This window comes from Brevundimonas sp. SS2672, assembly GCF_059579685.1.
This window is the reverse complement of sequence record NZ_CM184201.1, coordinates 378,621-402,577: the sequence shown is the minus strand read 5'-3', so window position 1 is coordinate 402,577 and position 23,957 is coordinate 378,621. Positions and strand designations below refer to the sequence as shown.

Here is a 23,957-nt window from a genome sequence, read left to right as displayed (position 1 = left end):
CTTGGAGGCTCAAGCCCTCTCCCATCGGGAGAGGGTTTTCATTTGGACCGCGCCCTAAATATCCAGCGACTGCGCCAGGATCACCGCCTGGGTCCGGTTCTGCACGCCCAGCTTGCGAAAGACGCTCGTCAGGTGCGCCTTGATCGTCGCCTCGGTGACGCCCAGGTCGAAGGCGATCTGCTTGTTCAGCCGCCCGACCTTCAGCCCCTCCAGAATCCGCAGCTGCGACGGCGTCAGACTGGCGATGCGGGCTTGCAGGTCGGCCTCTTCCTCGCTCGCCGCCTCAACCTCGGGCGCCCAGGTCTCGCCTTCGAGAATGGCCCGGATCGCCTCGACCATTTCGGGCAGGGCGGCCGATTTGGGGATGAAGCCCGCCGCCCCCAGCGCCAGGGCCCGGCGGATGGTCGGCGCCTCCTCGCTGGCCGAGACCACGGCGACCGGCACGGCCGGATGATCGGCGCGGATCAGGGTCAGGCCCGTCATGCCGTCCACGTCCGACAGCTTCAGGTCCAGCAGCAGCAGGTCCGTCGGCGCCGCGCCCAGCGCGGCCTGCGCCTCGGCCAGGCTGGCGCATTCGACGATCTGCGCGCCTTCGGACGCCTTTTCGACGGCCGAGGTCAGGGCCGCACGAAACAGGGGGTGGTCGTCGGCGACGACGATGCGGTCCATGGACGTCCTTCCCGCGCGCGGTTCTTGTTCATCGGCCGCGTCGCGACGACACCATGCCGCGCCTCGACTTTGGTCGAAACTAGACGAATGGCTAATGGCCGCAAACCCTGACCGAGCGGAATGCTGCCGTCCTGAGGCCTGCGACAGACAGGCCCGGAACAACGGTCTGGGAGGACCTCGCATGGGAAGCTGCCGTCTGTTCGGCGGCGCGGCTGCGGCCGCGTTGCTGCTTGTCCCCGGCGCCGCACTGGCTCAAGAGGCCAGCGCCGCCCTGGAAGCCCGCATCGCCCAGCTCGAAGCCGAGCTGAACAGCCTGAAGTCCGAAGTCGCCGCCTCTCGCACCCAGCAGGCGTCGCAGGCCCAGGACATCATCCGTCTGGAGACGCGTCCAGCGCCGCCTTCGGACGGCTTCCGCATCGGCGACCACACGGTGAAGTTCGGCGGCTTCATCAAGACCGACTTCACGGCGTCGAAATATTCCGGCGGCGACCCCGCCAACGGCGATCCCTTGCGCGACTATCACCTGCCCGGCGCCATCCCCGTCGGCGGCGACAGCGAGGACGTCGCGACCGACTTCAACGCCCGCCAGACCCGGTTCTGGCTGACCACCGACGGCATGGTCGGCGGCCACAAGATCGGCACGCGGCTGGAGATGGACTTCCAGACCCTGCCCGGCTCAGGCGATCAGCGCACGACCAGCGGCTCGAACCCCGCCCTGCGCCGCGCCTTCGTCACCATCGACAACTGGCTGATCGGCCAGGAGTGGACCAACTTCCAGAACACCGCCGTGCTGCCGGAATCGGCGGACTTCGTCGGCGCGGCCGAGGGCACGGTCTTCGCCCGTCAGGCCCAGGTCCGCTACACGCGCGGCCCCTTCTCCATCGCGCTGGAGAACCCCGAGACCACCGTCACCCCCTTCGGCGGCGGCGCGCGGATCATCGCCGACGACAACAGCCTGCCCGACCTGACCGCCCGCTACGTGCTGAGCCGTCCGTGGGGCGCGGTCCAGTTGTCCGGCCTGGTGCGTCAGCTGAAGTATCAGAACCCGGCGACCGACATCGATTCGACCGCCACAGGCTGGGGCCTGTCGGCCTCGGCGCTATTCAAGGTCGGGGCGCAGGACGACATCCGCCTGATGCTGACCGGCGGCGAAGGCATCGGCCGCTATGTCGGGCTGAACTTCTCCAACGACGCCGTGCTGGACGCCTCGGGCGAGTTGGAGGCCATCGGCGTGATCGCAGGCTTCGCCGCCTATCGCCACGTCTGGGTGCCGGGCTGGCGCTCCAGCCTGATCTGGTCCACGCAGAAGGTCGACAACGACGTCGCCCTGACCGGCGCGGCCGCCAACCGCTCGGCCCAGAGCCTTCACGCCAATCTGATCTGGTCGCCGGTTGCGGCGTTTGATGTCGGCGCCGAGGTGATGTTCGCTGATCGCAAGCTGGAGTCAGGGCTGGACGGCGACATGACCCGTCTGATCCTGTTCGCCAAATACGGCTTCTAAGGCCGAAGAAGAAAAAGACCCTGGAGGAAAATCGCGTGTCTGATCCGGAAATCTATCCCGTCCCCGCCGAACTGGCCGCCCGCGCCCACATGGACCGCGCCGGCTATGAAGCGGCCCGGATTCAGGCGCGAGAGACCCCTGACGCCTTCTGGGCTACGCAGGCCGAGCGGCTGGACTGGATGACCTTTCCGACCAAGATCAAGGACGTCTCCTTCAACAAGGCCGACTTCCGCATCCGCTGGTTCGAGGACGGGGTGCTGAACGCCTCGGTCAACTGCATCGACCGCCACCTGCCCGCCCGCCGGGACGAGGTCGCCATCATCTGGGAAGGCGACGAACCGACCGACAGCGAAACCGTCACCTTCGGCCAACTTCATGAGCGTGTGTGCCGCCTGGCCAATGTGCTGAAGGCCAACGGCGTCAAGAAGGGCGACCGCGTCACCATCTATCTGCCGATGATCCCCGAAGCGGCCTACGCCATGCTGGCCTGCGCCCGCATCGGCGCCGTGCATTCGGTCATCTTCGGCGGCTTCTCGCCCGACAGCATCGCCGGGCGGATCGAGGACTGCGAATCTGCGTTCGTCATCACCGCCGACGAAGGCTGCCGCGCCGGCAAGCGCGTGCCGCTGAAGGCCAATGTCGACAAGGCGCTGGAAAAGGTCGCGGGCGTGAAGACCGTGGTGGTCCTGCGCCACACCGGCGCCGACGTGCCCTTCATCGAGGGCCGCGACTTGGACTGGGGCGTCGAGACGGACAAAGCCTCGCCCGACTGCGCGCCCGAGCCGATGAACGCCGAGGATCCGCTGTTCATCCTCTACACCTCGGGCTCGACGGGTAAGCCCAAGGGCGTGCTGCACACCACCGGCGGCTATCTGTTCTGGGCCAGCTATACCCATGAGCTGGTGTTCGATTACCGTCCCGGCGAGGTCTTCTGGTGCACGGCCGATGTGGGCTGGGTCACGGGCCACACCTATGTCGTCTACGGCGCCCTGACCAATGCGGCGACCAGCCTGATGTTCGAGGGCGTGCCCAACTATCCCACCGTCAGCCGCTTCTGGGAAGTCATAGACAAGCATCAGGTTGAGATCTTCTACACCGCCCCCACGGCCCTGCGCGCCCTGATGCGCGAGGGCGACGCCCCGGTGAAGGCGTCCAGCCGCAAGTCCCTGCGCCTGCTGGGCACGGTCGGCGAGCCGATCAACCCCGAGGCCTGGCGCTGGTATCATGAGGTGGTCGGCGAAGGCCGCCTGCCCATCGTCGACACCTGGTGGCAGACCGAGACGGGCGGAGCCCTGATCTCGCCCCTGCCCGGCGCCACGGACCTGAAGCCCGGCTCGGCGACCAGGCCCTGCCCGGCGTCGAGTTGCAGATCGTCGACGCCGACGGCGCGGTTCTGGAGGGCGCGACCGAGGGCAATCTGTGCATCACCGACTCCTGGCCGGGCCAGATGCGCGGCGTGTATGGCGACGACCAGCGCTTCTTCGACACCTATTTCTCGACCTATCCGGGCAAGTATTTCACCGGCGACGGCTGCCGCCGCGACGAAGACGGCTATTACTGGATCACCGGCCGGGTCGACGACGTCATCAACGTCTCGGGCCACCGCATGGGCACGGCCGAGGTTGAGAGCGCGCTGGTCCTGCACGACGACGTGGCCGAGGCCGCCGTCGTCGGCTTCCCCCACGACATCAAGGGTCAGGGCATCTACGCCTATGTCACCCTGAACAAGGGGGTCGAGGCCACCGAAGACCTGCGCAAGGCCTTGATCGCCCAGGTCCGCGAGGAGATCGGCCCCATCGCCGCTCCCGACGTGATCCAGTGGGCGCCGGGCCTGCCCAAGACCCGCTCGGGCAAGATCATGCGGCGCATCCTGCGCAAGATCGCCGAGAACGAACTGGGCGCCCTGGGCGACACCTCGACGCTGGCCGATCCGTCGGTGGTGGACGATCTGGTGAAGAACCGGGCGGCGTAGACATCCAAATCCGCTCATCCCGGCGGACGCCGGGGTGAGCGGTACATCATTCAGCTCCCCCCGAAGAGGCGGTCCCGGACGGCGCAAGCTGGACGGGGCCGCCCGCCTCGGCTTCAGTGCCGGACATGAGCGGAACCCTCGACGGCCTGACCATCATCGAAATCGCCAGCATCGGCCCCGCCCCCTTCTGCGGCATGATGCTGGCCGATCACGGCGCCGAGGTAGTGCTGGTCCACCGCCCCGGCGCCGCGCCCGACCTGCGCGATCCCCTGAACCGCAGCCGCGCCCGCCTGGTCGAGGCCGACCTGAAGACGCCCGAGGGCGCCGCCCTGATCCGCGACCTCATCCGCACCGCCGACGGCCTGATCGAGGGCTTTCGGCCCGGCGTGATGGAGCGCCTCGGCCTCGGCCCCGACACGCTGCTGGCCGACAATCCGCGCCTCGTCTACGGCCGCATGACCGGCTGGGGCCAGGACGGACCGCTGGCCCCGACGCCGGGCCACGACATCGACTACATCGCCGTCTCGGGCGCGCTGCACGCCTTCGGGCGGGCGGGCGAAAAGCCGACCCCGCCGATCAACATGGTCGGCGACTTCGGCGGCGGCGGCATGCTGCTGGCCTTCGGCATGGTCGCCGGTCTGCTCAAGGCCCAGCGCACCGGGCGCGGCGACGTCATCGACTGCGCCATGACCGACGGCTCCGCCCTGCTGATGAGCATGATCTGGGGCTTCCGCCAGAACCTGCCCGCGCCCCTGCCGCCCAGCCTCGCCTGGCGCGACGAGCGCGGCGTCAACCTGCTCGACACCGGCGCGCCGTTTTATGAGGTCTATGAGACGTCAGACGGAAAATTCGTCGCCGTCGGCGCCATCGAACCGGCCTTCTACATCGCCCTGATGCGGCTGACCGGACTGGCGAACGACCCCGACTTCGCCATGCCCTTCGACCCAGAACAATGGCCGAGGCTGAAGGACAAACTGGCCGCCGTCTTCCGCACCCGCACCCGCGACGACTGGTGCAATGACCCCGACGCCCAAGCCGCCTGCGTCGCCCCGGTCCTGTCCATGACCGAAGCCCCCGACCACCCGCACAACCGCGCCCGCGAGGCCTTCGTCACCGCGCAGGGCGTGGTGCAGCCCGCGCCCGCGCCCCGCTTCCGAGACAGTCCGGCGAAGCGGCCGGAATAGAAGGCAGGTCACGAAATCCCCGCTCACCCCGGCGGACGCCCGGGCCCAGTGCTTTGGCCCCACCCGCGCGGCATGAACAACCAGGCCTCGCGCGCGCCGCTCTTGCTGGATCCCGGCGTCCGCCGGGATGAGCGGTAAGAGAGGATTTCACCCTCCGTCCGTCCACACCGTCTTGTAGAGGTCGAACCGCCGGTCGCGCAGGTTCCGCACCGTCCCCTGCGCCTTGGCCCAGGCCAGATCGGACAGGTCCAGATCCGCCACCGTGACCGTCTCCACGTTCTCGCTGGCCTCGGCCGCCACCCCGTCGCGCGCGAAGGGGAAGTCGCACGGCGTCAGGATGCACGACTGCGCATACTGGATGTCCATGTTCTCGACGTTCGGCAGGTTGCCGACATTGCCCGACAGCACGACGTAGCACTGGTTCTCGATGGCCCGCGCCTGCGAGCAGTAGCGCACCCGCAGATACCCCTGCCGGTTGTCGGTGCAGAAGGGGGTGAACAGGATGCGCGCCCCCTCGTCCGCCAGACGCCGCGCCAGTTCCGGGAACTCGGAATCATAGCAGATCATCACCCCGATCGGCCCGCAGTCGGTAGGGATGGCGTGAACGCGGTCGCCGCCCTTGATGTTCCACCAGTGGCGTTCGTTCGGGGTCGGGTGGATCTTCTCCTGCTCATGCACCGAGCCGTCGCGCAGGAAGACGTAGGCGACATTCTGGATCTCGCCGTCCTCAGTCCGCGTCGGGTGCGAGCCGCCGATGATGTTGACGTTGTAGCCGACCGCCAGTTCACGCATCGCCTCGACGAAGCGCGGCGTGTAGCGGGTCAGGGCCTCGATCGATTCCGCAGGCGTCAGCTTCTTCGTCTCCAGCGACAGCAGCTGAAGCGTGAACAGCTCGGGGAAGACCACGAAGTCGGCGCGATAGTCCGACCCCACGTCGACGAAATATTCGACGTTGTCCATGAACTCGCCGAAGCTCTCGACCTTGCGCATCTGCAGCTGGACGGTGGCGACGCGCACCGTCTCCTTGACCGCAAAGGCCGCCCCCTTGCCGGTCGCCTCGACATAGTAGGGGTTGCGCCAGACCCAGCGCGCCGCATGGCCCAGCGACGCCTTGTCCGACGGCAGATAGTTCAGCAGCACCCCCGCCGGCTCGAACCCCGAGCGCTGATGAAAGGCCATGATCGGGTCCTTCACCTTGCGGTCGCGCACCGCCTCGACATAGGCGTTCGGGTCGGGATAGGCGGCGCGGCGGCGCGCCAGCCCCGGCATCCGCCCGCCGAAGACCACGCCCTTCAGGTTCTGCGCCTCGCACAGGTCGCGGCGCGCGTCGTACAGGCGCTGGCCGATGCGCAGGCGGCGCCGGGCGGGGTCGACGCAGACCTCCATGCCGTACAGCCATTCGCCCTCGGGATCGTGCCGCGCGCCATAGCCGCCGCCGGTGATCTGGTCCCAGGTGTGCGGCCCCATGGCCGAAGCCTCGTCGATGCGGAAGCTGGCGGCGTAGCCGACGATCTCGCCCTCGAACTCGACCACGAACTGGCCGTCGGGATAGGTGGCGATCTGGCCGCGCAGCATCCCCGCCGTATAGGGCGGCATATCCTTGTAGACCCGCGCCACCAGGGCGTTGATCCCGGCGACGTCGCCCATGCGGGCGTTGCGGATGGTCAGGACGGCGGGCTTGGCCGGTTCGGCGGTCTGGGTGGTTTGGGCGGTCTGAAGATCAGTCATGCACTCCCTAACGCTCGAGCTTGGCCGTTGGATCATTTCATCGTCTTGGACCGGCATGAGGATAGGCGCACAATGGCGTCATGTCCGGCATGACGCAGGAAATCGAACTGAAATTTCGGCTGGGACCGGGCGCCGCCGCCCGCCTGGCCGCCCACCCGGCCCTGGCGGGCGAGGACAGCGTGCAGTCCCTGCGCTCCGTCTATTTCGACACGCCCGACCAGGTGTTGCGGCGCGCCGGCTGGGGGTTGCGAGTACGCGCCACGGGACGCGGCTTCGTCCAGACCCTGAAGGGCCAGACCGGCGGCGACGTCCTCAACCGCGCCGAATGGGAGACGCCGGTCGCCGGCGAAGCCCTCGACTGGAAAGCGCTGAAGGCGACGCCCGCCGCCGCCCTGCTGAAAGGCCGCCGCCGCGACCTGGCTCCCCGTTTCGCCAGCACGGTGCGCCGCCGCACCCGTCTGGTCGCCTTCGACGGCGCGGTGATCGAGGCCGCCTATGACGAGGGCGAACTGTCGGCGGGCGACCGCGTCGAACCCCTGCGCGAACTCGAACTGGAGCTGAAGGACGGCCCGCCCCAGGCCCTGTTCGCCCTGGCCCGGCGCCTGTCGGCCGACATAGCCCTGATCCCCCTGTTCGAGAGCAAGGCCGAGCGCGGCTGGCGCCTGGCCGAAGGGCTTGAGCGCGCGCCCCGCACCGCCCTCGTCGATCCCCTGCCCCGCGCCCTGAGCGCCGAAGCGGCCCTGCGCCGCACGGCCCTGGCCGCCCTGGGCCAGGTCTCGGCCAACGCCGAACTGCTGCGCCGGGTGCGCCGTCCCGAGGCCCTGCATCAGCTGCGGGTCGGCCTGCGCCGCCTGCGCGCCGCCTTGTCCGTATTCAAACCCCTGCTGGGTCAGGACGCCGCCCCCGTCGTCGCCGAGCTGAAATGGCTGGCGCATGAGACCGACGCCGCCCGCGACCTCGACGTCTTCATCCGCGATGTCTTCCACCCCGCCGCGCTGGAGACGCCCGACCCCGACCTCGCTCCCCTGGGCCTGCGACTGCTGGCGGCCCGCAGCGGCACCTACCGCCGGGCGATGGCGGCGATCGATTCGCCGCGCTACGCCGCCCTGATGTTCGAGGCTCTGGCCTGGATCGAGACCGGCGCCTGGCGCAGCGACCCCGATCCGGTGCGCGCCTGGCGCCGACAGCGGCCTGTCGCCGACTTCGCCGCCGAGGCCCTGCAAAGGCTGAACCGACGCGTACGACGCGGCGGCCGCCGTCTCGACCGACTGGACGCCGCGGGCCGCCACCGTCTGCGCATCCGCGTCAAACGCCTGCGCTATGCCGCCGAGTTCTTCGCCGGCCTGTTCGACCATCCCCGCCGCGAGCGGCGTTTCCTCAAAAGCCTGGAGCAGGTGCAGGACCGCTTCGGCGCCCTCAACGACCTGGCCGTGGCGCGCGACCGCATCCCCGCCGAGGCCCGACTGACCTCGCCCGAGATCGCCTTCGCCGCCGGGCGGCTGATCGGCCGCCGCGAACGGAGCGCCGCCGTCCTGCGCGCCGCCTCAGGCCGCGCCTTCGCCCGCCTGTCCCGCGTCCAACCCTACTGGCGCGGCTGAGAGGTCACGACAAGATCGGTCGCATGGCGATAAATGTTCCCGTTCAGTTCACGAGAACATCTTGCGAACAAGAACAAACCGTGTCCATAGTCCGGCTCACCAAGGGAGCGGGTCCGTGGCGGGTCTCTCCCGAAGTCAGATGGGAATCATGGCAAGGGAGAGAAAACCAATGTCACAGGCGGCACTGAAGCTCGTGGGTAAAGAAGACGGCGACAAACAACGCGCTCTAGAGGCGGCGATCGCGCAGATCGATCGCGCCTTCGGCAAGGGCTCGGTCATGAAACTGGGCAAGGCCGGACAGGTGGCCGAGATCGAGAGCGTCTCGACCGGCTCGCTGGGCCTCGACATGGCGCTCGGCATCGGCGGTCTGCCGGTCGGCCGGGTGATCGAGGTGTTCGGCCCCGAATCCTCGGGCAAGACGACCCTGGCCCTGCACACCGTGGCCGAGGTCCAGAAGAAGGGCGGCGTGGCCGCCTTCGTCGACGCCGAGCACGCGCTGGACCCGGTCTACGCCCAGAAGCTGGGCGTCAACCTGGACGACCTGCTGGTGTCGCAGCCCGACGCCGGCGAGCAGGCGCTGGAGATCGTCGACACCCTGGTGCGCTCGGGCGCCGTGGACATCGTGGTGGTCGACTCCGTCGCCGCCCTGACGCCCCGCGCTGAGATCGAGGGCGAGATGGGCGACAGCCTGCCCGGCCTTCAGGCCCGCCTGATGTCGCAGGCCCTGCGTAAGCTGACGGCCTCGATCTCCAAGTCGAAGTGCATCGTCCTGTTCATCAACCAGATCCGTCACAAGATCGGCGTCATGTACGGCTCGCCGGAAACGACGACGGGCGGCAATGCGCTGAAGTTCTACGCCTCGGTGCGCCTGGACATCCGCCGCACCGGCGCGATCAAGAACCGCGACGAGGTGGTCGGCAACACCACCCGCGTCAAGGTGGTCAAGAACAAGGTCGCCCCGCCGTTCCGCGAGGTCATCTTCGACATCATGTACGGCGAAGGCATCTCCAAGATCGGCGAGATCATCGACCTGGGGGTCAAGGCCAACATCATCGAGAAGTCCGGCTCCTGGTTCTCCTACGACTCCACCCGCATCGGTCAGGGCCGCGAGAACGCCAAGGAGTTCCTGAAGAACAACCCCGACATGGCCCTCGCCATCGAGAAGGCGGTGCGCCAGTCCACGGCCAAGATCGCCGACGACATGCTGGGCGCCCCCGAACCCGACGAGGGCCAGGACCTGGAGGGCTGATCCGTCCCATCATCTGAACGCCATCATCCTCGGGCTTGACCCGAGGATACAGTCGGGAAACGCCCTCTTCCTTCTCCGCCCGGATCGCGCAGGTGGTCCGATCCTCGGGTCAAGCCCGAGGATGATGGCGGAAAGGGCGGGCCTTTCCTGATCGGCCAGAGCTTCTCCGTTCGCCGCTGCGCGACCCGCCTACCGACCCCGCGTGGCCGGTCGGACGGAGATCGGCCCGCCCGACCTGCTTCGGGCGGGCCTCTTTTTTGCCCGCTCAAGACGCCGCCCCCTCTCCCCGCTCATCCCGGCGGACGCCGGGATCCAGTGCTTTGGCTTCCAAGGCGCAGCGGTCAACAGATGGCGAGGCGCGGGGCGTTCTTACTGGATCCCGGCGTCCGCCGGGATGAGCGGAGATTGAGACACGCCGCCAACGCGTTTCTCCGCGCAACGGCCTTGTTCCCCATGGCTCCCAACGGGCAAGCTCTCCACAAAGAACCGGAGCCTCCCCATGACCTTCGCCACCGCCGACCTCTGCGACGCCCACACCGACGTGGTGAAGGTCTGCCAGACGCCTTTCCGCAGCTTCGGCCAGGTCACCGCCTTTTACGGTCCGATCCGCACCCTCAGCGTGCTGGACGACAACGCCCTGGTCCGCCAGACGCTGGAGCGGCCCGGTCAGGGGGCCGTCCTGGTGGTCAACGGCGGCGGTTCGCTGAAGCGCGCCCTGGTCGGCGACAATCTGGCGAAGCTGGCCATCGACAACGGCTGGGCCGGGATCGTCGTCCACGGCGCCGTGCGCGACAGCGCTGTCATCAACACCATGCACGTCGGCGTCAAAGCCCTGGGGACCATCCCTCTGCGCGCCGACCGCGACGCCATCGGCGAGATCGACATCCCCACCGCCTTCGGCGGCGTCATCTTCACCCCCGGCGACTGGCTCTACGCCGACGAGGACGGGGTCATCGTGTCGGCCGAGCGGTTGCACGACTAAGGCTCGCCTCCCCTCCTTCCGTCATCCTCGGGCTTGACCCGAGGATCGCGCGAGGCGGCGCGCGCCTCGGTCGCTATCGTCCCGCAGGCGGAGAGTCCGATCCTCGGGTCAAGCCCGAGGATGACGGTGAGCGCGACGGCCGACATGGTCCTGAACAACGAAAACGCCCGCCCGCGCCGCCCGCATCACGCCTCAGTGATGCGTTCGGCGCAAAATCCCTATATGACGCCGGTTCCGATATTTCCTCCCGCGCGCCCGAGTTCCAGAGCGATACGCCCATGACCAGCCTGAAGCAGATCCGTTCCACCTTCCTCGACTACTTCGCCGCCGACGGCCACGAGAAGGTGCAGTCGGCTCCGCTCGTGCCGCAGAACGACCCGACCCTGCTGTTCGTCAACGCGGGCATGGTGCCGTTCAAGGACTATTTCACCGGCGCGGCGACCGCGCCCTACAACCGCGCCACCAGCTCGCAGAAATGCGTGCGCGCCGGGGGCAAGCACAACGATCTGGACAACGTCGGCTACACCGCGCGTCACCACACCTTCTTTGAAATGCTGGGCAATTTCTCGTTCGGCGACTACTTCAAGGACCACGCGATCGAGCGCGCCTGGACCCTGCTGACCAAGGAGTTCGGTCTCGATCCCGCCCGCCTGCTGGTCACCGTCTATCATACCGACGACGAAGCCTTCGACATCTGGAAGAAGGTCACGGGCTTTGCGGACGAGAAGATCATCCGCATCCCCACCAACGACAACTTCTGGGCCATGGGCGACAGCGGCCCGTGCGGCCCCTGCACCGAAATCTTCTACGACCACGGCGACCACATCTTCGGCGGCCCCCCCGGTTCGCCGGACGAGGACGGCGACCGCTTCGTCGAGATCTGGAACAACGTCTTCATGCAGTTCGAGAAGGAGAACGACGAGATCGTTCGCGAACTGCCCAAGAAGTCGGTCGACACCGGCATGGGTCTGGAGCGCATCGCCGCCGTGCTCCAGGGCGTCCACTCCAACTATGAAGTGGACCTGTTCCGCAATCTGATCGCGGCCTCGGAAGAGCTGACCCACACCAAGGCCGAGGGCGAGCGCGCCCCGTCGCACCGGGTCATCGCCGACCACCTGCGTTCGACCGCCTTCCTGATCGCCGACGGCGTGACCCCCTCGAACGAGGGTCGGGGCTATGTCCTGCGCCGCATCATGCGCCGCGCCATGCGCCACGCCCACCTGCTGGGCGCGCAGGACCCGCTGATGCACCGTCTGGTGCCGACCCTGGTCGAGGAGATGGGCGAGGCCTATCCCGAACTGGGCCGCGCCCAGGCCTTCATCGAGGACACGCTGAAGCAGGAAGAGATCCGCTTCCGCACCACGCTCGGCCGCGGCATGAACCTGTTCGATCAGGCGACGGCCGACTTCAAGGCGGGCGACATGCTGGACGGCCAGACGGCCTTCACCCTGTACGACACCTACGGCTTCCCGCTGGACCTGACGCAGGACGAGGCCCGCCGTCGCGGCTTCAGCGTCAACGTCGACGGCTTCGAATCCGCCATGGCCGAGCAGCGCGACCGCTCGCGCGAGCACTGGAAGGGCTCGGGCCAGACGGCCTCGGCCGGCGCCTGGCTGGCCCTGCGCGACCAGCACGGCGGCACCGAATTCACCGGCTATGAGTCCGAGACCGGCGAAGGCAAGGTCATCGCCATCGTCAAGGACGGCGCCGAGGCTGCGTCCGCCGCGACCGGCGAGACCGTCGAGGTGTTGCTGGACAAGACCCCCTTCTACGGCGAAGGCGGCGGCCAGGCGGGCGACAAGGGTGCCTTCGTCTGGAGCGGCGGCGAGGGCCGCGTCCTGGACACCAAGAAGCACGGCGGCGACCTGCACGTTCACACCCTCGAAGTGACCCAGGGCTCGCTGGCCACCGGCGCGGTCGTAACCGCCACGGTCGAGGAAGGCTCGCGCCCGACCACCCGCGCCAACCACTCGGCCGCTCACCTGTTCCACGCCGCCGTCAAGAACGTGCTGGGCGCCCACGTCGCCCAGAAGGGCCAGATGGTCGACGCCGAGCGTATGCGCTTCGACTTCAGCCACAACGCCCCGATGACGGACGAGGAGATCGCCCGCGTCGAGGACGAGGTGAACGCCGTCATCCGCCAGAACGTCCCGGTCACCACCGAACTGATGACGCCCGACGCCGCCATCGCGGCGGGCGCCGTGGCCCTGTTCGGCGAAAAGTACGGCGACGAGGTCCGCGTCCTGACCATCGGCCGCGCGCTGTCGGGTCCCGGCGCCTATTCGGTCGAACTGTGCGGCGGCACCCACGTCTTCCGCACCGGCGACATCGCCCTGTTCAAGATCGTGTCCGAAGGTGGCGTGGCTGCGGGCGTGCGCCGCGTCGAGGCCCTGACCGGTGACGCCGCCCGCCGCTTCTTGCTGGATCAGGCCAATGTCGCGCGCCATCTGGCCCAGGGCTTCAAGATCCAGCCCGCTGAGGTTCCGGCCCGCGTTGAGGGTCTGCAGGCCTCGGTCAAGACGCTGGAGAAGCAGGTCGCCGACCTGAAGAAGCAGTTGGCGCTGGGCGGCGGCGCGGGCGCCAATGCGGCCCCTGAAGAGATCGGCGGGATCAAGCTGATCGCCCGCGTTCTGGACGGCGTAGACGGCAAGGGCCTGCGCGGCGTGGCCGAGGACTTCAAGAAGCAACTCGGCTCGGGCGTCGTCGCCCTGGTCGGCGTCACCGACGGCAAGGCGGCCATCACCGTCGCCGCCACGCCGGACATGGCCGGCAAGGTCAATGCGGCCGACCTGGCCCGCGACGCCGTCATCGCCATGGGCGGCAAGGGCGCCGGCGGCAAGCCCGACTTCGCCCAGGGCGGCGCGCCCGACGGCTCCAAGGCCGAGGACGGCCTGAACGCCATCCGCGCCGCGCTGAAGGGCTGATCTTACCCTCTCCCAATGGGAGAGGGCTTGAGCCTCCAAGAGCGCAGCGATTGGTGAAGGCGAAAGGGTGAGGGTTCGCGGGTGAAGTCGGCCGAAGGCCGTCGCTGATCAGCAACGCGACGGCTTACGCCGACTGACGGGACAGCCCCTCACCCTTTCGCGCAAGAGCGATCGCCTTCGGCTCTCGCGCGCTCAAGCCCTCTCCCGCCGGGAGAGGGACATCACTACTCCGGCGTCCCCAGATCAATCCCGGCCAGCTTCCAGCCGAACAGATTGCGACGCTTCATCAGCAGGGCGACCTGCTCATCCGGCCGGTCGTCGCGGGTCAGGGTGACGGCGAAGGTGTCCAGGTCGCGATAGCCCCAGGACTGGCGCACGCGCTTGTTCTCGGACTTCGCCTCCGGAGGCTCCTGGCGCGTGATCTCCGGCTTGGGCGCGCGACCCTCCTGCACCATCATCGAGATGGCCTGCGGCGTGACGAAGGCGTCGACCGCCCCGCCGACGAGAGCCGGCGCCAACAACATCCCCAGCCCAGACAGGCCGCTGTCGGCCAGACGCCGGTCCTTGCGCATCTCGACCATCATGCGGGCGTTCAGCTCGTCCTTGAGGCTGGCGCGGAAGGCGGGAAAGTCGACCTGGCGCTCCAGCGCCTTCTCGTCCCCCGTCCGGGCCGCCTGGATCAACGACCGCGCCGCCAGCAGGGGCGAGGCGGCGTAGGCGAGCACGAAGACGGCCCCCGCCGTCAGCCCCAGACGAATGATCAGCTTGCGGTTCATCGGCCCTCCCCTGCCTTACGAACGCGACGGGACGACGACGAAACGGCGCCAAAATCCCTAAACGGATTAGGGACATGGATCGCAGGCCGGTTCAATGCGTGTTTTCACCGGCTCCGTCCCGCCGTCCCCGACACCCCCGCGCCGTCATCCTCGGGCTTGACCCGAGGATGACGGCGCGCTCGACCTCGCCCACGTTCAGCACGCGGATGGCTGGATCCTCGGGTCAAGCCCGAGGATGACGGCAGAAGGTTGAATGACGCCACCAACAAAAAGGCCCGCCGGATCGCTCCGGCGGGCCTTGATGTCATTCTGAGCTAAACTCAGCCGATGCCCGGCAGAGCCTTCTTCAGGTTCTCGGACACCTTGTCCAGGAAGCCTTCGGTCGTCAGCCAGGACTGCTGATCGCCGACCAGCAGGGCCAGGTCCTTGGTCATGAAGCCCGACTCGACGGTCTCGACCACCACGCGCTCCAGCGTATCGGCGAACTCGGCCAGCTGGGCGTTGTCGTCCAGCTTGGCGCGGTGCTTGAAGCCGCGCGTCCAGGCGAAGATCGAGGCGATCGAGTTGGTCGAGGTGGCCTCGCCCTTCTGATGCTGGCGATAGTGACGGGTCACGGTGCCGTGGGCGGCTTCCGTTTCCATGACCTTGCCGTCCGGCGTCATCAGCACCGAGGTCATCAGGCCCAGCGAGCCGAAGCCCTGGGCCACGATGTCCGACTGCACGTCGCCGTCGTAGTTCTTGCACGCCCAGACGAAGCCGCCCGACCACTTGATCGCGGCCGCGACCATGTCGTCGATCAGGCGGTGCTCATAGGTCAGGCCGCGCTTCTTGAATTCCTCGGCGTAGTCGGCGTCGAAGACTTCCTGGAAGATGTCCTTGAAGCGGCCGTCGTAGGCTTTGAGGATGGTGTTCTTGGTCGACAGATAGACCGGATAGTTGCGCTGCAGGCCATAGGCGAAGGAGGCGTGCGCGAAGTCGCGGATCGAGGAGTCGAGGTTGTACATGCCCATGGCGACGCCGGCGCCCGGCGACTTGTAGACCTCGTGCTCGATCACTTCGCCGTCGTCGCCGACGAACTTGATCGACAGGGTGCCGGCGCCCGGCATCAGGAAGTCGGTGGCCTTGTACTGGTCGCCGAAGGCGTGACGGCCGACGACGATCGGCTGGGTCCAGCCCGGCACCAGGCGCGGCACGTTCTTGCAGATGATCGGCTCGCGGAAGACCACGCCGCCCAGGATGTTGCGGATGGTGCCGTTCGGCGACTTCCACATCTTCTTCAGGCCGAATTCGGCGACGCGCGCCTCGTCCGGGGTGATGGTGGCGCACTTCACGCCGACGCCGTGCTTCTGGATGGCGTGGGCCGCATCGATCGTGATCTGATCGTCGGTGGCGTCCCGGCTTTCCATGCCGAGGTCGTAGTAGTCGAGTTCGAGGTCCAGATAGGGGAAGACCAGCTTGTCCTTGATCATCTGCCAGATGATCCGGGTCATTTCGTCGCCGTCGATGTCCACGATGGGATTGGCGACCTTGATCTTGGCCATGCTTACGCCTCTGTCTCTCAGGGAAGGAATTCGGTGCAGGCGGTATAGCGACCCCTGCGCGCGGGCGCAAAGGGGACGAAAGCCGCACGGCTCGAACCGAACCGCCGGAACGAAACCGCAGCTTGGCCGCTTGGCTTCTTCACGGCTACGCTTGGCGTCGCCGATCGATTAACGCATGGAACGCCTGATGTCGCTTCGCCGCCTGCGGTTCGCCGCCTCCGTCGCCCTTCTTCCTCTCGTCCTTGGCGCCTGCAAGGGCGGCGAGGCCGCCGCGACGCAGGACTCCCCGCCCGCGCCTCCTCCTGCTGAAGCCGCCGCCGCGCCTGCCCCCGCCGTTCAGATCGCCGCCAATCCGCCCAGCATGACGCGCGAGTTCCGCGACTGGACCGCGACCTGCGACAACACCAACCACTGCGTCGCCTTCGGACCGGGCGCGAACCAGATGGGCTTCGTCCTGGTCGCCCTGGCGCCGGGGCCGGACGCCCGCCCGGTCGTCCACATGGGCGGCTGGGGCCTGGAGGACGGCGAGGGCTCCGTCTACGCCGAGATCGACGGGCGTCGCTATGCGGGTCAGAATGCGAAGATGGACGAGGAGGGCGAGATCGTCGCCTTCAACACCCCCTCGCCCCAGCTTCTGCACGATCTGGGCGGCGGCGCGGCCATGGCGCTGAGGCGCGGCGACCGGCAGATGAAGGTCAGCCTGGGCGGGGCCGCCGCCGCCTTCCTGTGGATCGACGAACGCCAGGGACGGCTGGACACCGCCACCGCCCTGATCCGGCGCGGCGAGCGCCCCGCCTCCGAGGTGCCGGCCGCTCCCGCCGCGCCGCGCGTGACCATCGCCTCCGCCGCGCCTCAGGACGGTCTGGTGCAGGACGACCTGTCGCCCGCCCTGCTGGCCCATCCCAAGATCCAGGAATGCCTGGCCACGTCCCGCAAGGGCGAGCGGTTCGAGCCGGACGTCGTGGTGTCCCGCCTGGCCTCCGACAAGCTGTTGTGGAGCGTGCCCTGCGGCGAGGGCGCCTACAACTTCACCCAGGTCTACTTCATCACCCCGGCGGACGGGACTTCGCCTCAGCCGGTCGACTTCCCCACGGCCACGGGCAGCAACGATGAGCTGGTCAACAGCCGCTATGACCCCAAGAGCCGCACCCTGTCCGCCTTCGGCCGCGGACGCGGCATCGGCGACTGCGGCCGCATGGGAAGCTGGGCTTGGACCGGCGAACGCTTCGCCCTGCTGAACGAAAAGGCGATGCCGATCTGCACGGCCGTGCCGCAGGACCTGTGGCCGACCACCTGGCGCGCGGCGACCTGACAGACCGACGACGCCCGACAGGAAATCGGCCCGGATGCGCAAACGTCCGGGCCGTCTTTCGTTTCAGGCCTCAGCCGCGCGTCAGACGCGCATCCGCCCTTCCAGCACCGCCAGCGGCAGGGAGCCGCTGCCCAGCACCTTGTCGTGGAAGGCGCGCAGGTCGAAGCCGTCCCTCGCCTGCGCTTCCTCACGCAGGCGGGCGATGACGGTATGGCCGACCTTGTAGGCGCAGGCCTGACCCGGCCAGACCGAATAGCGGTTGATCTCGCTGTTCGAGGCGTCCAGCGGCTTGGCGCCCGAGGCCGCCATATATTCGACCGCCCGCTCACGGCTCCAGCGTTCGGAGTGAATGCCGGTGTCGACCACCAGACGCACCGCCCGGAACAGATAGGACATCAGGAAGCCGACCCGGCCCAGCGGATCGGCCGCATAGGCGTCCAGGTCGTTGGCCGCCACGGCCTCCGCGTACAGGGCCCAGCCCTCGTTGAAGGCCGAGAAGCCGCCGGCGCGGCGCCATTGCGGCAGTTCGCCCGACTCGCGCTGCAGGGCGACCTGCAGGTGGTGGCCCGGCGAGGCCTCGTGATAGGTCAGGGTCGGCAGGGCGAACTTCGGCCAGTTCCCGCTGTCGCGCAGGTTGATGTAGTAGGCGCCCGGACGCGAGCCATCCAGCGGCGGTCCCTGATAGTAGCCGCCCGGCGCGCCCGACTGGATCGACACCGGCACGCGGCGGATTTCGACGTGGGTCTTGGGCAGACGGCCGAACACCGTCGGCAGCTTCGGCTCAAGCGCGGCGACCTGTTCGTTCAGCCACTTCAGCAGCTCTTCCTTGCCCGCGTCGGTGTTGGGGAACAGCTGGGCGGGGTCCTTGTTCAGGGCCTGAACCCGCTCGCCGACCGTGCCCTGAGTATAGTCCTGCGACTTCAGGATGGCGTCGATCTCGGCCGAGATCTCGGCCACCTGCTCGACGCCCATGGCGTGGATTTCCTTGGCCGAGAGCGTGGTCGTGGTGTTCGACTTCAACCCGGCGGCGTAGAAGGCTTCGCCGTCCGGCAGGCGCCACACGCCCGCGTCGTGCACCGCTTTTGGACGGATCGCTTCCAGCGCCTCGATCTGACGGGCCAGGGCCGGCTTGACCTTCTCGTCCACCAGGGCGGCGGCGCGCGCGTCATAACCCGACAGATTCAGCGCTCCGGCCTTGCGGACCAGCGACTTGATCATGGCCATGTCGGCGGCCGGAGTGTCGCGCAGGGTGCGGATCTGCGGCAGCATCCGGTCGATGATGAAGTCCGGCGGGATCACGCCTAGACCGGCGTCTTCCTGAACCTTGGCCGTCTCGCCGTCCAGCACGCCCGCAAAGGCCTCCAGGCGCGACAGGAAGGCGTCGGCGCCGGCCGCATCCTCGATGCGGTGCTGGTTGTCCATGAAGTCGGGCGTGGAGAAATAGGCGCCCGACAGCTGGGTCACGATATAGGGCGAGGGACGCCCCGGCCCCGAACCATAGTCGAAGCGCGCCGTCTCGGCCGACGTCTCGCGCCCGAAGGCGGCGATGGCGTAGTTCAACGCCCCGGCCTCGGACAGCCCCTTCTGATCGAACGCCTTCAGCTCGTCCCAGCGCCGGACCGCCTTTTCGCGATCCTTGCGGATGGCGTCGGGCCCCGCTTCGCTGAGCTTGGACGACAGGCCGGCGCGGGCGTCCTTGTCCAGGCCCAGGTTGGTGGCGCGTTCAGGCCTCTCGTCGATGTCGGCCTCGAACCAGCCGTCCAGCAAGGCGTTCAGGCGCGCATCGGCGTCGTTTGCGGCGGCGGCGCATTGGGCCAGCATGGGCGCTGCGGCCGCAGTCGCGGCGGCGCTCAGCAGAAGATTGCGGCGATTGATCATTCGGATACTCCCCCCAACAGAGCCGCGCCGCGCCGGGCGTTGCTCTCATCACACTCAATGACGGACCGGCGCGTCCGGGAAAGATCAGGCCGTCAGACCGGGGTCCAGGCGTTCATGGTCCGCTCCAGCACCGTCAGCGGCACGCCGCCGAGGTTCAGACCCGTGTCATGGAAGCCCTTGATGTCGAAGCGGCCGCCCAGACGCTTCTTGGCGTCCTCGCGCAGACGCACCCAGGTGGTGTGGCCGACCTTGTAGCTGGACGCCTGACCAGGCCAGACGCAGTAGCGCTCGACTTCGGTGGCGATGCTCGATTCCTGGTCGCCCAGGGTGTCGACCATGTAGCGGATGCCCTGCTCGCGGCTCCAGCGCTTGTGGTGAAGGCCGGAATCCACGACCAGGCGCGCGGCCCGGAACATCAGCGACTGCAGATAGCCGATCTGGCCGAAGGGATCGTTCTCATAGGCGCCGATCTCGTCCGCCAGCTGTTCGGCGTAAAGGCCCCAGCCCTCGGAATAGGCCGAGAAGCCCATGACCTTCATCAGCAGCGGCGTGTCCGGCTTCTCCTGCTGCAGGGCGATCTGGAAGTGGTGGCCCGGCACCGCCTCGTGATAGGTCAGGGTCGGCAGGGTCCATTTGGGCCATTCGGCCGTGTCGCGCAGATTGATGTAGTAGGCGCCCGGACGCGACCCATCCAGGGCCGGCGGCATGTAGTAGCCGCCCGGCGCCCCGGCCTCGATGGCGACCGGCACGCGCTTGATGTCGCACGGCGACTTGGGCAGACGGCCGAAGTATTCCGGCATGCGCGCCTGGATGGCGACCATCTGCGCATTCAGTTCCTGGATCAGCTCATCCTTGGCTTCGTCCGTGTTCGGATAGACGAAGCGAGCATCCTCGCCGAGCGCGGCGACGCGGGCGCCCACCGAGCCCTGCGTCAGGCCTTGCGCTTTCAGCAGGGCGTCGGTGCGGGCCGAGATTTCAGCCACCTGCTCCAGCCCCATCTGGTGCACCTCGTCCGGCGTCATGGAGGAGGTGGTGTAGTATTTCAGCCCAAACCGGTAATAGGCCTCGCCGTCCGGCAGGCGCCAGACGCCGCCGTCGTGGGTCGCGTTCGGGCGCACGGTCTTGAAGGCGTCGGCCTGACGCTGGATGGCGGGATAGACCTCATTGGTCAGGATGGCCTCGGCCCGCGCGGCCCAGTCGCCGGAAATATCCTTCTCGGCCGTGCGGCGCGCCAGGGACTTGGTCATGACCGAGTCGGCGACAGCGGTGCCGGTGATGGCGTCCATCTGGGTCAGGGTGCGGTCGATGACGAAGTCCGGCGGCACGGCCCCGGCGGCGAACTCGGCCTGCATCCGCGCCCGCTCGGCGTCCATGCCCGCCGCGAATGCGGACAGGCGCGACAGATAGGCCTCGGCGTCGTCGGCCGTCTCGATCCGGTGCTGGCTGTCCAGGAAGTCCGGGATCTGCTGGTAGGCGCCGCCCAACTGGCTGACGGTGTAGGGCGAGGGCGAGAAGCCGCCGCCGTAGGGGAAGTCGTAGCCGGTCATCACCGTGTCGCCGAAGAACTCCAGCGTGTCGTAATAGACCTGATCCGCCGCGTTCAGCTGTCCCTGATCGATGGCCTTCACCGCCTTCATGGCGTCGACGAACTTGGCCTTGTCGGCGTCGATCTTGGCCTGAGAGCGATCGCTCAGCTTGAAGCGGGCGTCGGCTTTCGGTCCCCGGTCCATGCCCAGCATGGTCAGCAGTTCCGGGTCCGACAACAGCATCTCGTCGGCGATGCGGTCCAACAGGGCGTGGAACGCGGTCGTGGCCGCGTTCGGCGCGGCTTGCGTCAAGGCTGTCGAGGCCAGGGCGCGAACCGGGCCGACGGCGGCCAGCGCGCCCCCGGCGGCGACCGACATCAACAGGCGGCGGCGATCCATCATGAGCTTCCTCCCAAAAGCGATGGTCGGGGATGCTAACGATGCAAGGGCCGCCCGCAAGGCTTGATCGTCGCCTTGCGGATTAAGTCTGAGTCATGCGCCCGGTCGGGGCGCGCCCACATGGGCCTTGATGCAGTCGCGCACGGCGCGCTTCAGGTCGCCCGGCGCGTTCGGCTCGTCCACGCCCTCGGCGGCGAAGACGGCGCGGACGGCCGCATCCAGCCCCTTGGGCAGGGCGGCGATGACCTTCTTCTGTCCCTTCTCATGCAGGCAGAAGCCGACCTGGGTGCACAGGTCGGCGAACATGGAGTCGAAATCGGGGGCGGCGTCGGTCATCACACTCAGGCTTTCAGCCGCTTGGCGTGGAAGGCCACATGGTCGTCCACGAAGCTGGCCATGAAGAAGTAGGAGTGGTCATAGCCCGGCTGCATCCGCAGGGTCAGCCCCTGCCCGGCCTTTTCCGCCGCCGCCTTCAGCAGTTCCGGCTTCAGCTGATCGGTCAGGAAGGAATCCGCGTCGCCCTGGTCCACCAGGATGTCGTCGAAAACGCCTTTCGCCGCCCCGCCTTCGATCAGCAGGGCCGCGTCATGTTTAGCCCATTCCGCCCGGTCCTCGCCCAGATAGGCGGAGAAAGCCTTCTCGCCCCACGGACAGCGCGTCGGCGACGAGATGGGCGCAAAGGCCGACACCGACCGGAACAGTTCGGGATGGCGCAGCGCCAACGTCAACGCCCCATGCCCGCCCATCGAATGGCCGAAGACGGAGCGCGTCTTCGTCGTCGGGAACTCGGCGTCGATCAGCTCGATCAGCTCGCCCGTGACATAGCTTTCCATGCGGAAATGCGGCGCCCACGGCGCCTCGGTCGCATCGACATAGAAGCCCGCGCCCTGCCCCAGATCATAGGCCGGATCGTCCGCCACGCCTTCCCCGCGCGGCGAGGTGTCCGGCGCGACGATGATGACGCCGTGTTCGGCGGCGGCCTTGTAGGCCCCAGCCTTGGTGGTGAAGTTGTCCTCGGTGCAGGTCAGGCCCGACAGCCAGATCAGGACCGGGAACGGCCCCTCTCCCGCTGGAACAAAGACCGTCAGCGTCATGGGCGTGCCCGTCGTCGCGCTGTCGTGCTTCAGATAGCGCAGCGTCCCGCCGTGAACGACGTGGCTCTTGACCGTTTCCATAGGACTCAAACTCCAGATCAGTCCGGCCAGACCGTGGCCATGAAGGCGTCGTCCAGTCGGCCGCCGTCCTTCGAGAAATGCGCATACCAGTCGCGCGGGATCGGCGGCTGGGCCCCGGCCGGCGCCGCGCCCCCGCCCCAGGCGTCGAAGCCGATGCCGACCAGCACCGGCCCCTCGCGCACGGCAGGGGCCGGCACGGCCTCGACCGCGGCGACTGCCGCCGCCAGCGTCTCCGGACTGGGCGCCGGTTCGCCCGTGACGACCCAGGCCTTCGACCGACCGCCCGGCTTGACCATCACCAGCACCATGCCCGAGGCGCCGGGCTGGACCGGGGCGGCGCGCACCGCCGTTTCCGCCGCCGCGCCCGCCGCCTGCAGATAGGGCGACAGGGTCGCCTCGTCCGCACGCTTCTTCATCACGCGATCGGGCAGGTAGAGGACCACGTCCTTGCGGACCCAGGCCTCGGCGGACGCTCCGGCCTCCGGCGGCGCAGCGGGCCGATCTCCGCCTCGATCGCAGGCCGACAGGCTGAACGCCGCCAGCCCGACCAGAATCGCCGCCTTCGCCTTCATCGCCTTATCCTCAGCCCGGCCGGTGAACGGCGCAGATCTTATTGCCTGACGGATCGCGCAGATAGGCCAGATGCAGAACGCCGAAGGGGGTGGTGCGCGGCCCGGCCGGGTCCTCGATCGCCACGCCGCCCGCCGCGACCCCGGCCTCGGCGAAGGCGACGACCGCCTCGGGGCTGGACGCCGCAAAGCCGATGGTCCCGCCGTTGGCGTGACAGGCCGCCTGGCCGTCGCGCGGCTTGACCACGCCCAGCATCCCGCGCGGCGTCATGTACCAGACGCCCGGCAGCGGCACGTCGCTGAACGCGCCCGGCTGATGGCCCAGGGCGCCGAGAACGGCGTCATAGAATTTGTGCGAGGCCTCGACGTCGTTGGCGCCGACGGTGACGTGCGTGAACATGGTGATCCTCCCAGATCCGCCCGATCCTTTCGCCGGGCGCGTCCAGCTAAGCCGAGCAGGTTTCATTTGGCAACGAACTTTGCTGCACCTGCTCAGTCCGCCCTCATTTCGGGCGCGCGCCCTCTCGGGCATAGGCGCCCATCAGTTCGCCATAGTCCTCGGGCGGCGGGAATTCCGGATAGCCGACCTTGGCCCCCGACTGCACGCCCGGCAGGCGCTCCGTCGTCCAGGTGTCGGCATGGGGAACGAACCACGCCCCGTCGTCCAGCAGGCTGGGCCTCAGGTTGACGAACTGCCCCCCGGCGATGCCGCGCGTGAACAGCCAGGTCTTGCACGACGGACAGAAGTGATGCTCCGGCACGGGATTGTGCAGGCCGCCGATCTCCGTCTCGCCCTCGACCGTCAGCCCCTCGCTGGGCAGCATCAGGCTCAGGGAATAGGCGCCGCCCGTCAGCTTCTGACAGGCGCGGCAGTGACAGGCGGCGGCAAAGACCGGGGCTTCGACAACCCTGACCCGCACCTGTCCGCACAGGCAGGCCCCCGTCCACGGCAGCTTCCAGTCGCCCATGGCTGA

The 23,957-nt window shown here is 68.3% G+C and carries 18 protein-coding genes and 1 pseudogene; 8 read left to right on the top strand and 11 right to left on the bottom strand.

Annotation, left to right across the window (positions count from 1 at the left end; translation table 11 throughout):
• Positions 1-54: 54 nt before the first annotated feature.
• Positions 55-669, bottom strand: coding sequence for a response regulator (locus tag AC52GN_RS01975; RefSeq protein WP_338578000.1), 615 nt, complete (start codon positions 667-669; stop codon positions 55-57).
• A 181-nt stretch (positions 670-850) separates the two neighbouring features.
• Between AC52GN_RS01975 and AC52GN_RS01970 the strand changes: the two genes are divergently transcribed.
• The 3 genes and pseudogenes from AC52GN_RS01970 (at position 851) to AC52GN_RS01960 (ending at position 5,326) form a co-directional block, all read left to right on the top strand.
• Complete coding sequence (locus AC52GN_RS01970; protein ID WP_496528009.1) at positions 851-2,170, top strand: DcaP family trimeric outer membrane transporter; 1,320 nt, start codon at positions 851-853, stop codon at positions 2,168-2,170.
• A gap of 89 nt (positions 2,171-2,259) precedes the next feature.
• Positions 2,260-4,142, top strand: a pseudogene (acs, locus tag AC52GN_RS01965) (acetate--CoA ligase).
• Positions 4,143-4,267: 125 nt separating this feature from the next.
• The gene (locus tag AC52GN_RS01960) at positions 4,268-5,326 is read left to right on the top strand and encodes a CaiB/BaiF CoA transferase family protein (RefSeq protein WP_496528008.1); all 1,059 of its coding nucleotides are present in this window, start codon (positions 4,268-4,270) and stop codon (positions 5,324-5,326) included.
• A 147-nt stretch (positions 5,327-5,473) separates the two neighbouring features.
• Here AC52GN_RS01960 and AC52GN_RS01955 read toward each other — a convergent pair whose 3' ends face one another.
• A complete protein-coding gene (locus tag AC52GN_RS01955) occupies positions 5,474-7,054 on the bottom strand; it encodes a bifunctional GNAT family N-acetyltransferase/carbon-nitrogen hydrolase family protein (protein WP_291779489.1) in 1,581 nt (526 codons plus the stop codon).
• Between the two features lie 89 nt (positions 7,055-7,143).
• Here AC52GN_RS01955 and AC52GN_RS01950 point away from each other — a divergent pair, with 89 nt between their 5' ends.
• The 4 genes from AC52GN_RS01950 (at position 7,144) to alaS (ending at position 13,807) form a co-directional block, all read left to right on the top strand.
• Positions 7,144-8,652: a CYTH and CHAD domain-containing protein gene (locus tag AC52GN_RS01950; protein WP_496528007.1), complete on the top strand. Its 1,509-nt coding sequence runs from the start codon at positions 7,144-7,146 to the stop codon at positions 8,650-8,652.
• A gap of 169 nt (positions 8,653-8,821) precedes the next feature.
• Positions 8,822-9,901: a recombinase RecA gene (gene recA, locus AC52GN_RS01945; protein ID WP_040346130.1), complete on the top strand. Its 1,080-nt coding sequence runs from the start codon at positions 8,822-8,824 to the stop codon at positions 9,899-9,901.
• 499 nt (positions 9,902-10,400) lie between these two features.
• Positions 10,401-10,883 carry a ribonuclease E activity regulator RraA gene (rraA, locus tag AC52GN_RS01940; RefSeq protein ID WP_496528006.1) on the top strand — a complete coding sequence of 161 codons (483 nt, stop codon included), beginning with the start codon at positions 10,401-10,403 and terminating at the stop codon, positions 10,881-10,883.
• A gap of 278 nt (positions 10,884-11,161) precedes the next feature.
• The gene (gene alaS, locus AC52GN_RS01935; RefSeq protein ID WP_496528005.1) at positions 11,162-13,807 is read left to right on the top strand and encodes an alanine--tRNA ligase; all 2,646 of its coding nucleotides are present in this window, start codon (positions 11,162-11,164) and stop codon (positions 13,805-13,807) included.
• A 224-nt stretch (positions 13,808-14,031) separates the two neighbouring features.
• Here alaS and AC52GN_RS01930 read toward each other — a convergent pair whose 3' ends face one another.
• Together AC52GN_RS01930 and AC52GN_RS01925 are read right to left on the bottom strand one after the other, a co-directional pair.
• Positions 14,032-14,583: a DUF2939 domain-containing protein gene (locus tag AC52GN_RS01930; RefSeq protein ID WP_291779472.1), complete on the bottom strand. Its 552-nt coding sequence runs from the start codon at positions 14,581-14,583 to the stop codon at positions 14,032-14,034.
• Between the two features lie 320 nt (positions 14,584-14,903).
• The gene (locus AC52GN_RS01925) at positions 14,904-16,124 is read right to left on the bottom strand and encodes an NADP-dependent isocitrate dehydrogenase (RefSeq protein WP_291779469.1); all 1,221 of its coding nucleotides are present in this window, start codon (positions 16,122-16,124) and stop codon (positions 14,904-14,906) included.
• A 187-nt stretch (positions 16,125-16,311) separates the two neighbouring features.
• Here AC52GN_RS01925 and AC52GN_RS01920 point away from each other — a divergent pair, with 187 nt between their 5' ends.
• Positions 16,312-17,436: a DUF1176 domain-containing protein gene (locus tag AC52GN_RS01920; protein ID WP_496528004.1), complete on the top strand. Its 1,125-nt coding sequence runs from the start codon at positions 16,312-16,314 to the stop codon at positions 17,434-17,436.
• Between the two features lie 81 nt (positions 17,437-17,517).
• On the opposite strand, the gene AC52GN_RS01915 is transcribed toward AC52GN_RS01920, so the two are convergent.
• From AC52GN_RS01915 to AC52GN_RS01885, 7 genes are all read right to left on the bottom strand, one after another.
• Positions 17,518-19,314, bottom strand: coding sequence for a DUF885 domain-containing protein (locus AC52GN_RS01915; protein ID WP_496528003.1), 1,797 nt, complete (start codon positions 19,312-19,314; stop codon positions 17,518-17,520).
• Positions 19,315-19,406: 92 nt separating this feature from the next.
• Complete coding sequence (locus tag AC52GN_RS01910) at positions 19,407-21,242, bottom strand: DUF885 domain-containing protein (RefSeq protein ID WP_496528002.1); 1,836 nt, start codon at positions 21,240-21,242, stop codon at positions 19,407-19,409.
• Between the two features lie 90 nt (positions 21,243-21,332).
• On the bottom strand, positions 21,333-21,575 hold the full coding sequence (locus AC52GN_RS01905; protein ID WP_291779457.1) for a hypothetical protein: 243 nt from the start codon (positions 21,573-21,575) through the stop codon (positions 21,333-21,335).
• Positions 21,576-21,580: 5 nt separating this feature from the next.
• On the bottom strand, positions 21,581-22,414 hold the full coding sequence (gene fghA, locus AC52GN_RS01900; RefSeq protein ID WP_496528001.1) for an S-formylglutathione hydrolase: 834 nt from the start codon (positions 22,412-22,414) through the stop codon (positions 21,581-21,583).
• Between the two features lie 17 nt (positions 22,415-22,431).
• A complete protein-coding gene (locus AC52GN_RS01895) occupies positions 22,432-22,986 on the bottom strand; it encodes a hypothetical protein (RefSeq protein ID WP_496528000.1) in 555 nt (184 codons plus the stop codon).
• Between the two features lie 10 nt (positions 22,987-22,996).
• Positions 22,997-23,383 carry a VOC family protein gene (locus AC52GN_RS01890; protein ID WP_312219307.1) on the bottom strand — a complete coding sequence of 129 codons (387 nt, stop codon included), beginning with the start codon at positions 23,381-23,383 and terminating at the stop codon, positions 22,997-22,999.
• A 103-nt stretch (positions 23,384-23,486) separates the two neighbouring features.
• Positions 23,487-23,951, bottom strand: coding sequence for a GFA family protein (locus tag AC52GN_RS01885; RefSeq protein WP_453989057.1), 465 nt, complete (start codon positions 23,949-23,951; stop codon positions 23,487-23,489).
• Positions 23,952-23,957 lie beyond the last annotated feature (6 nt).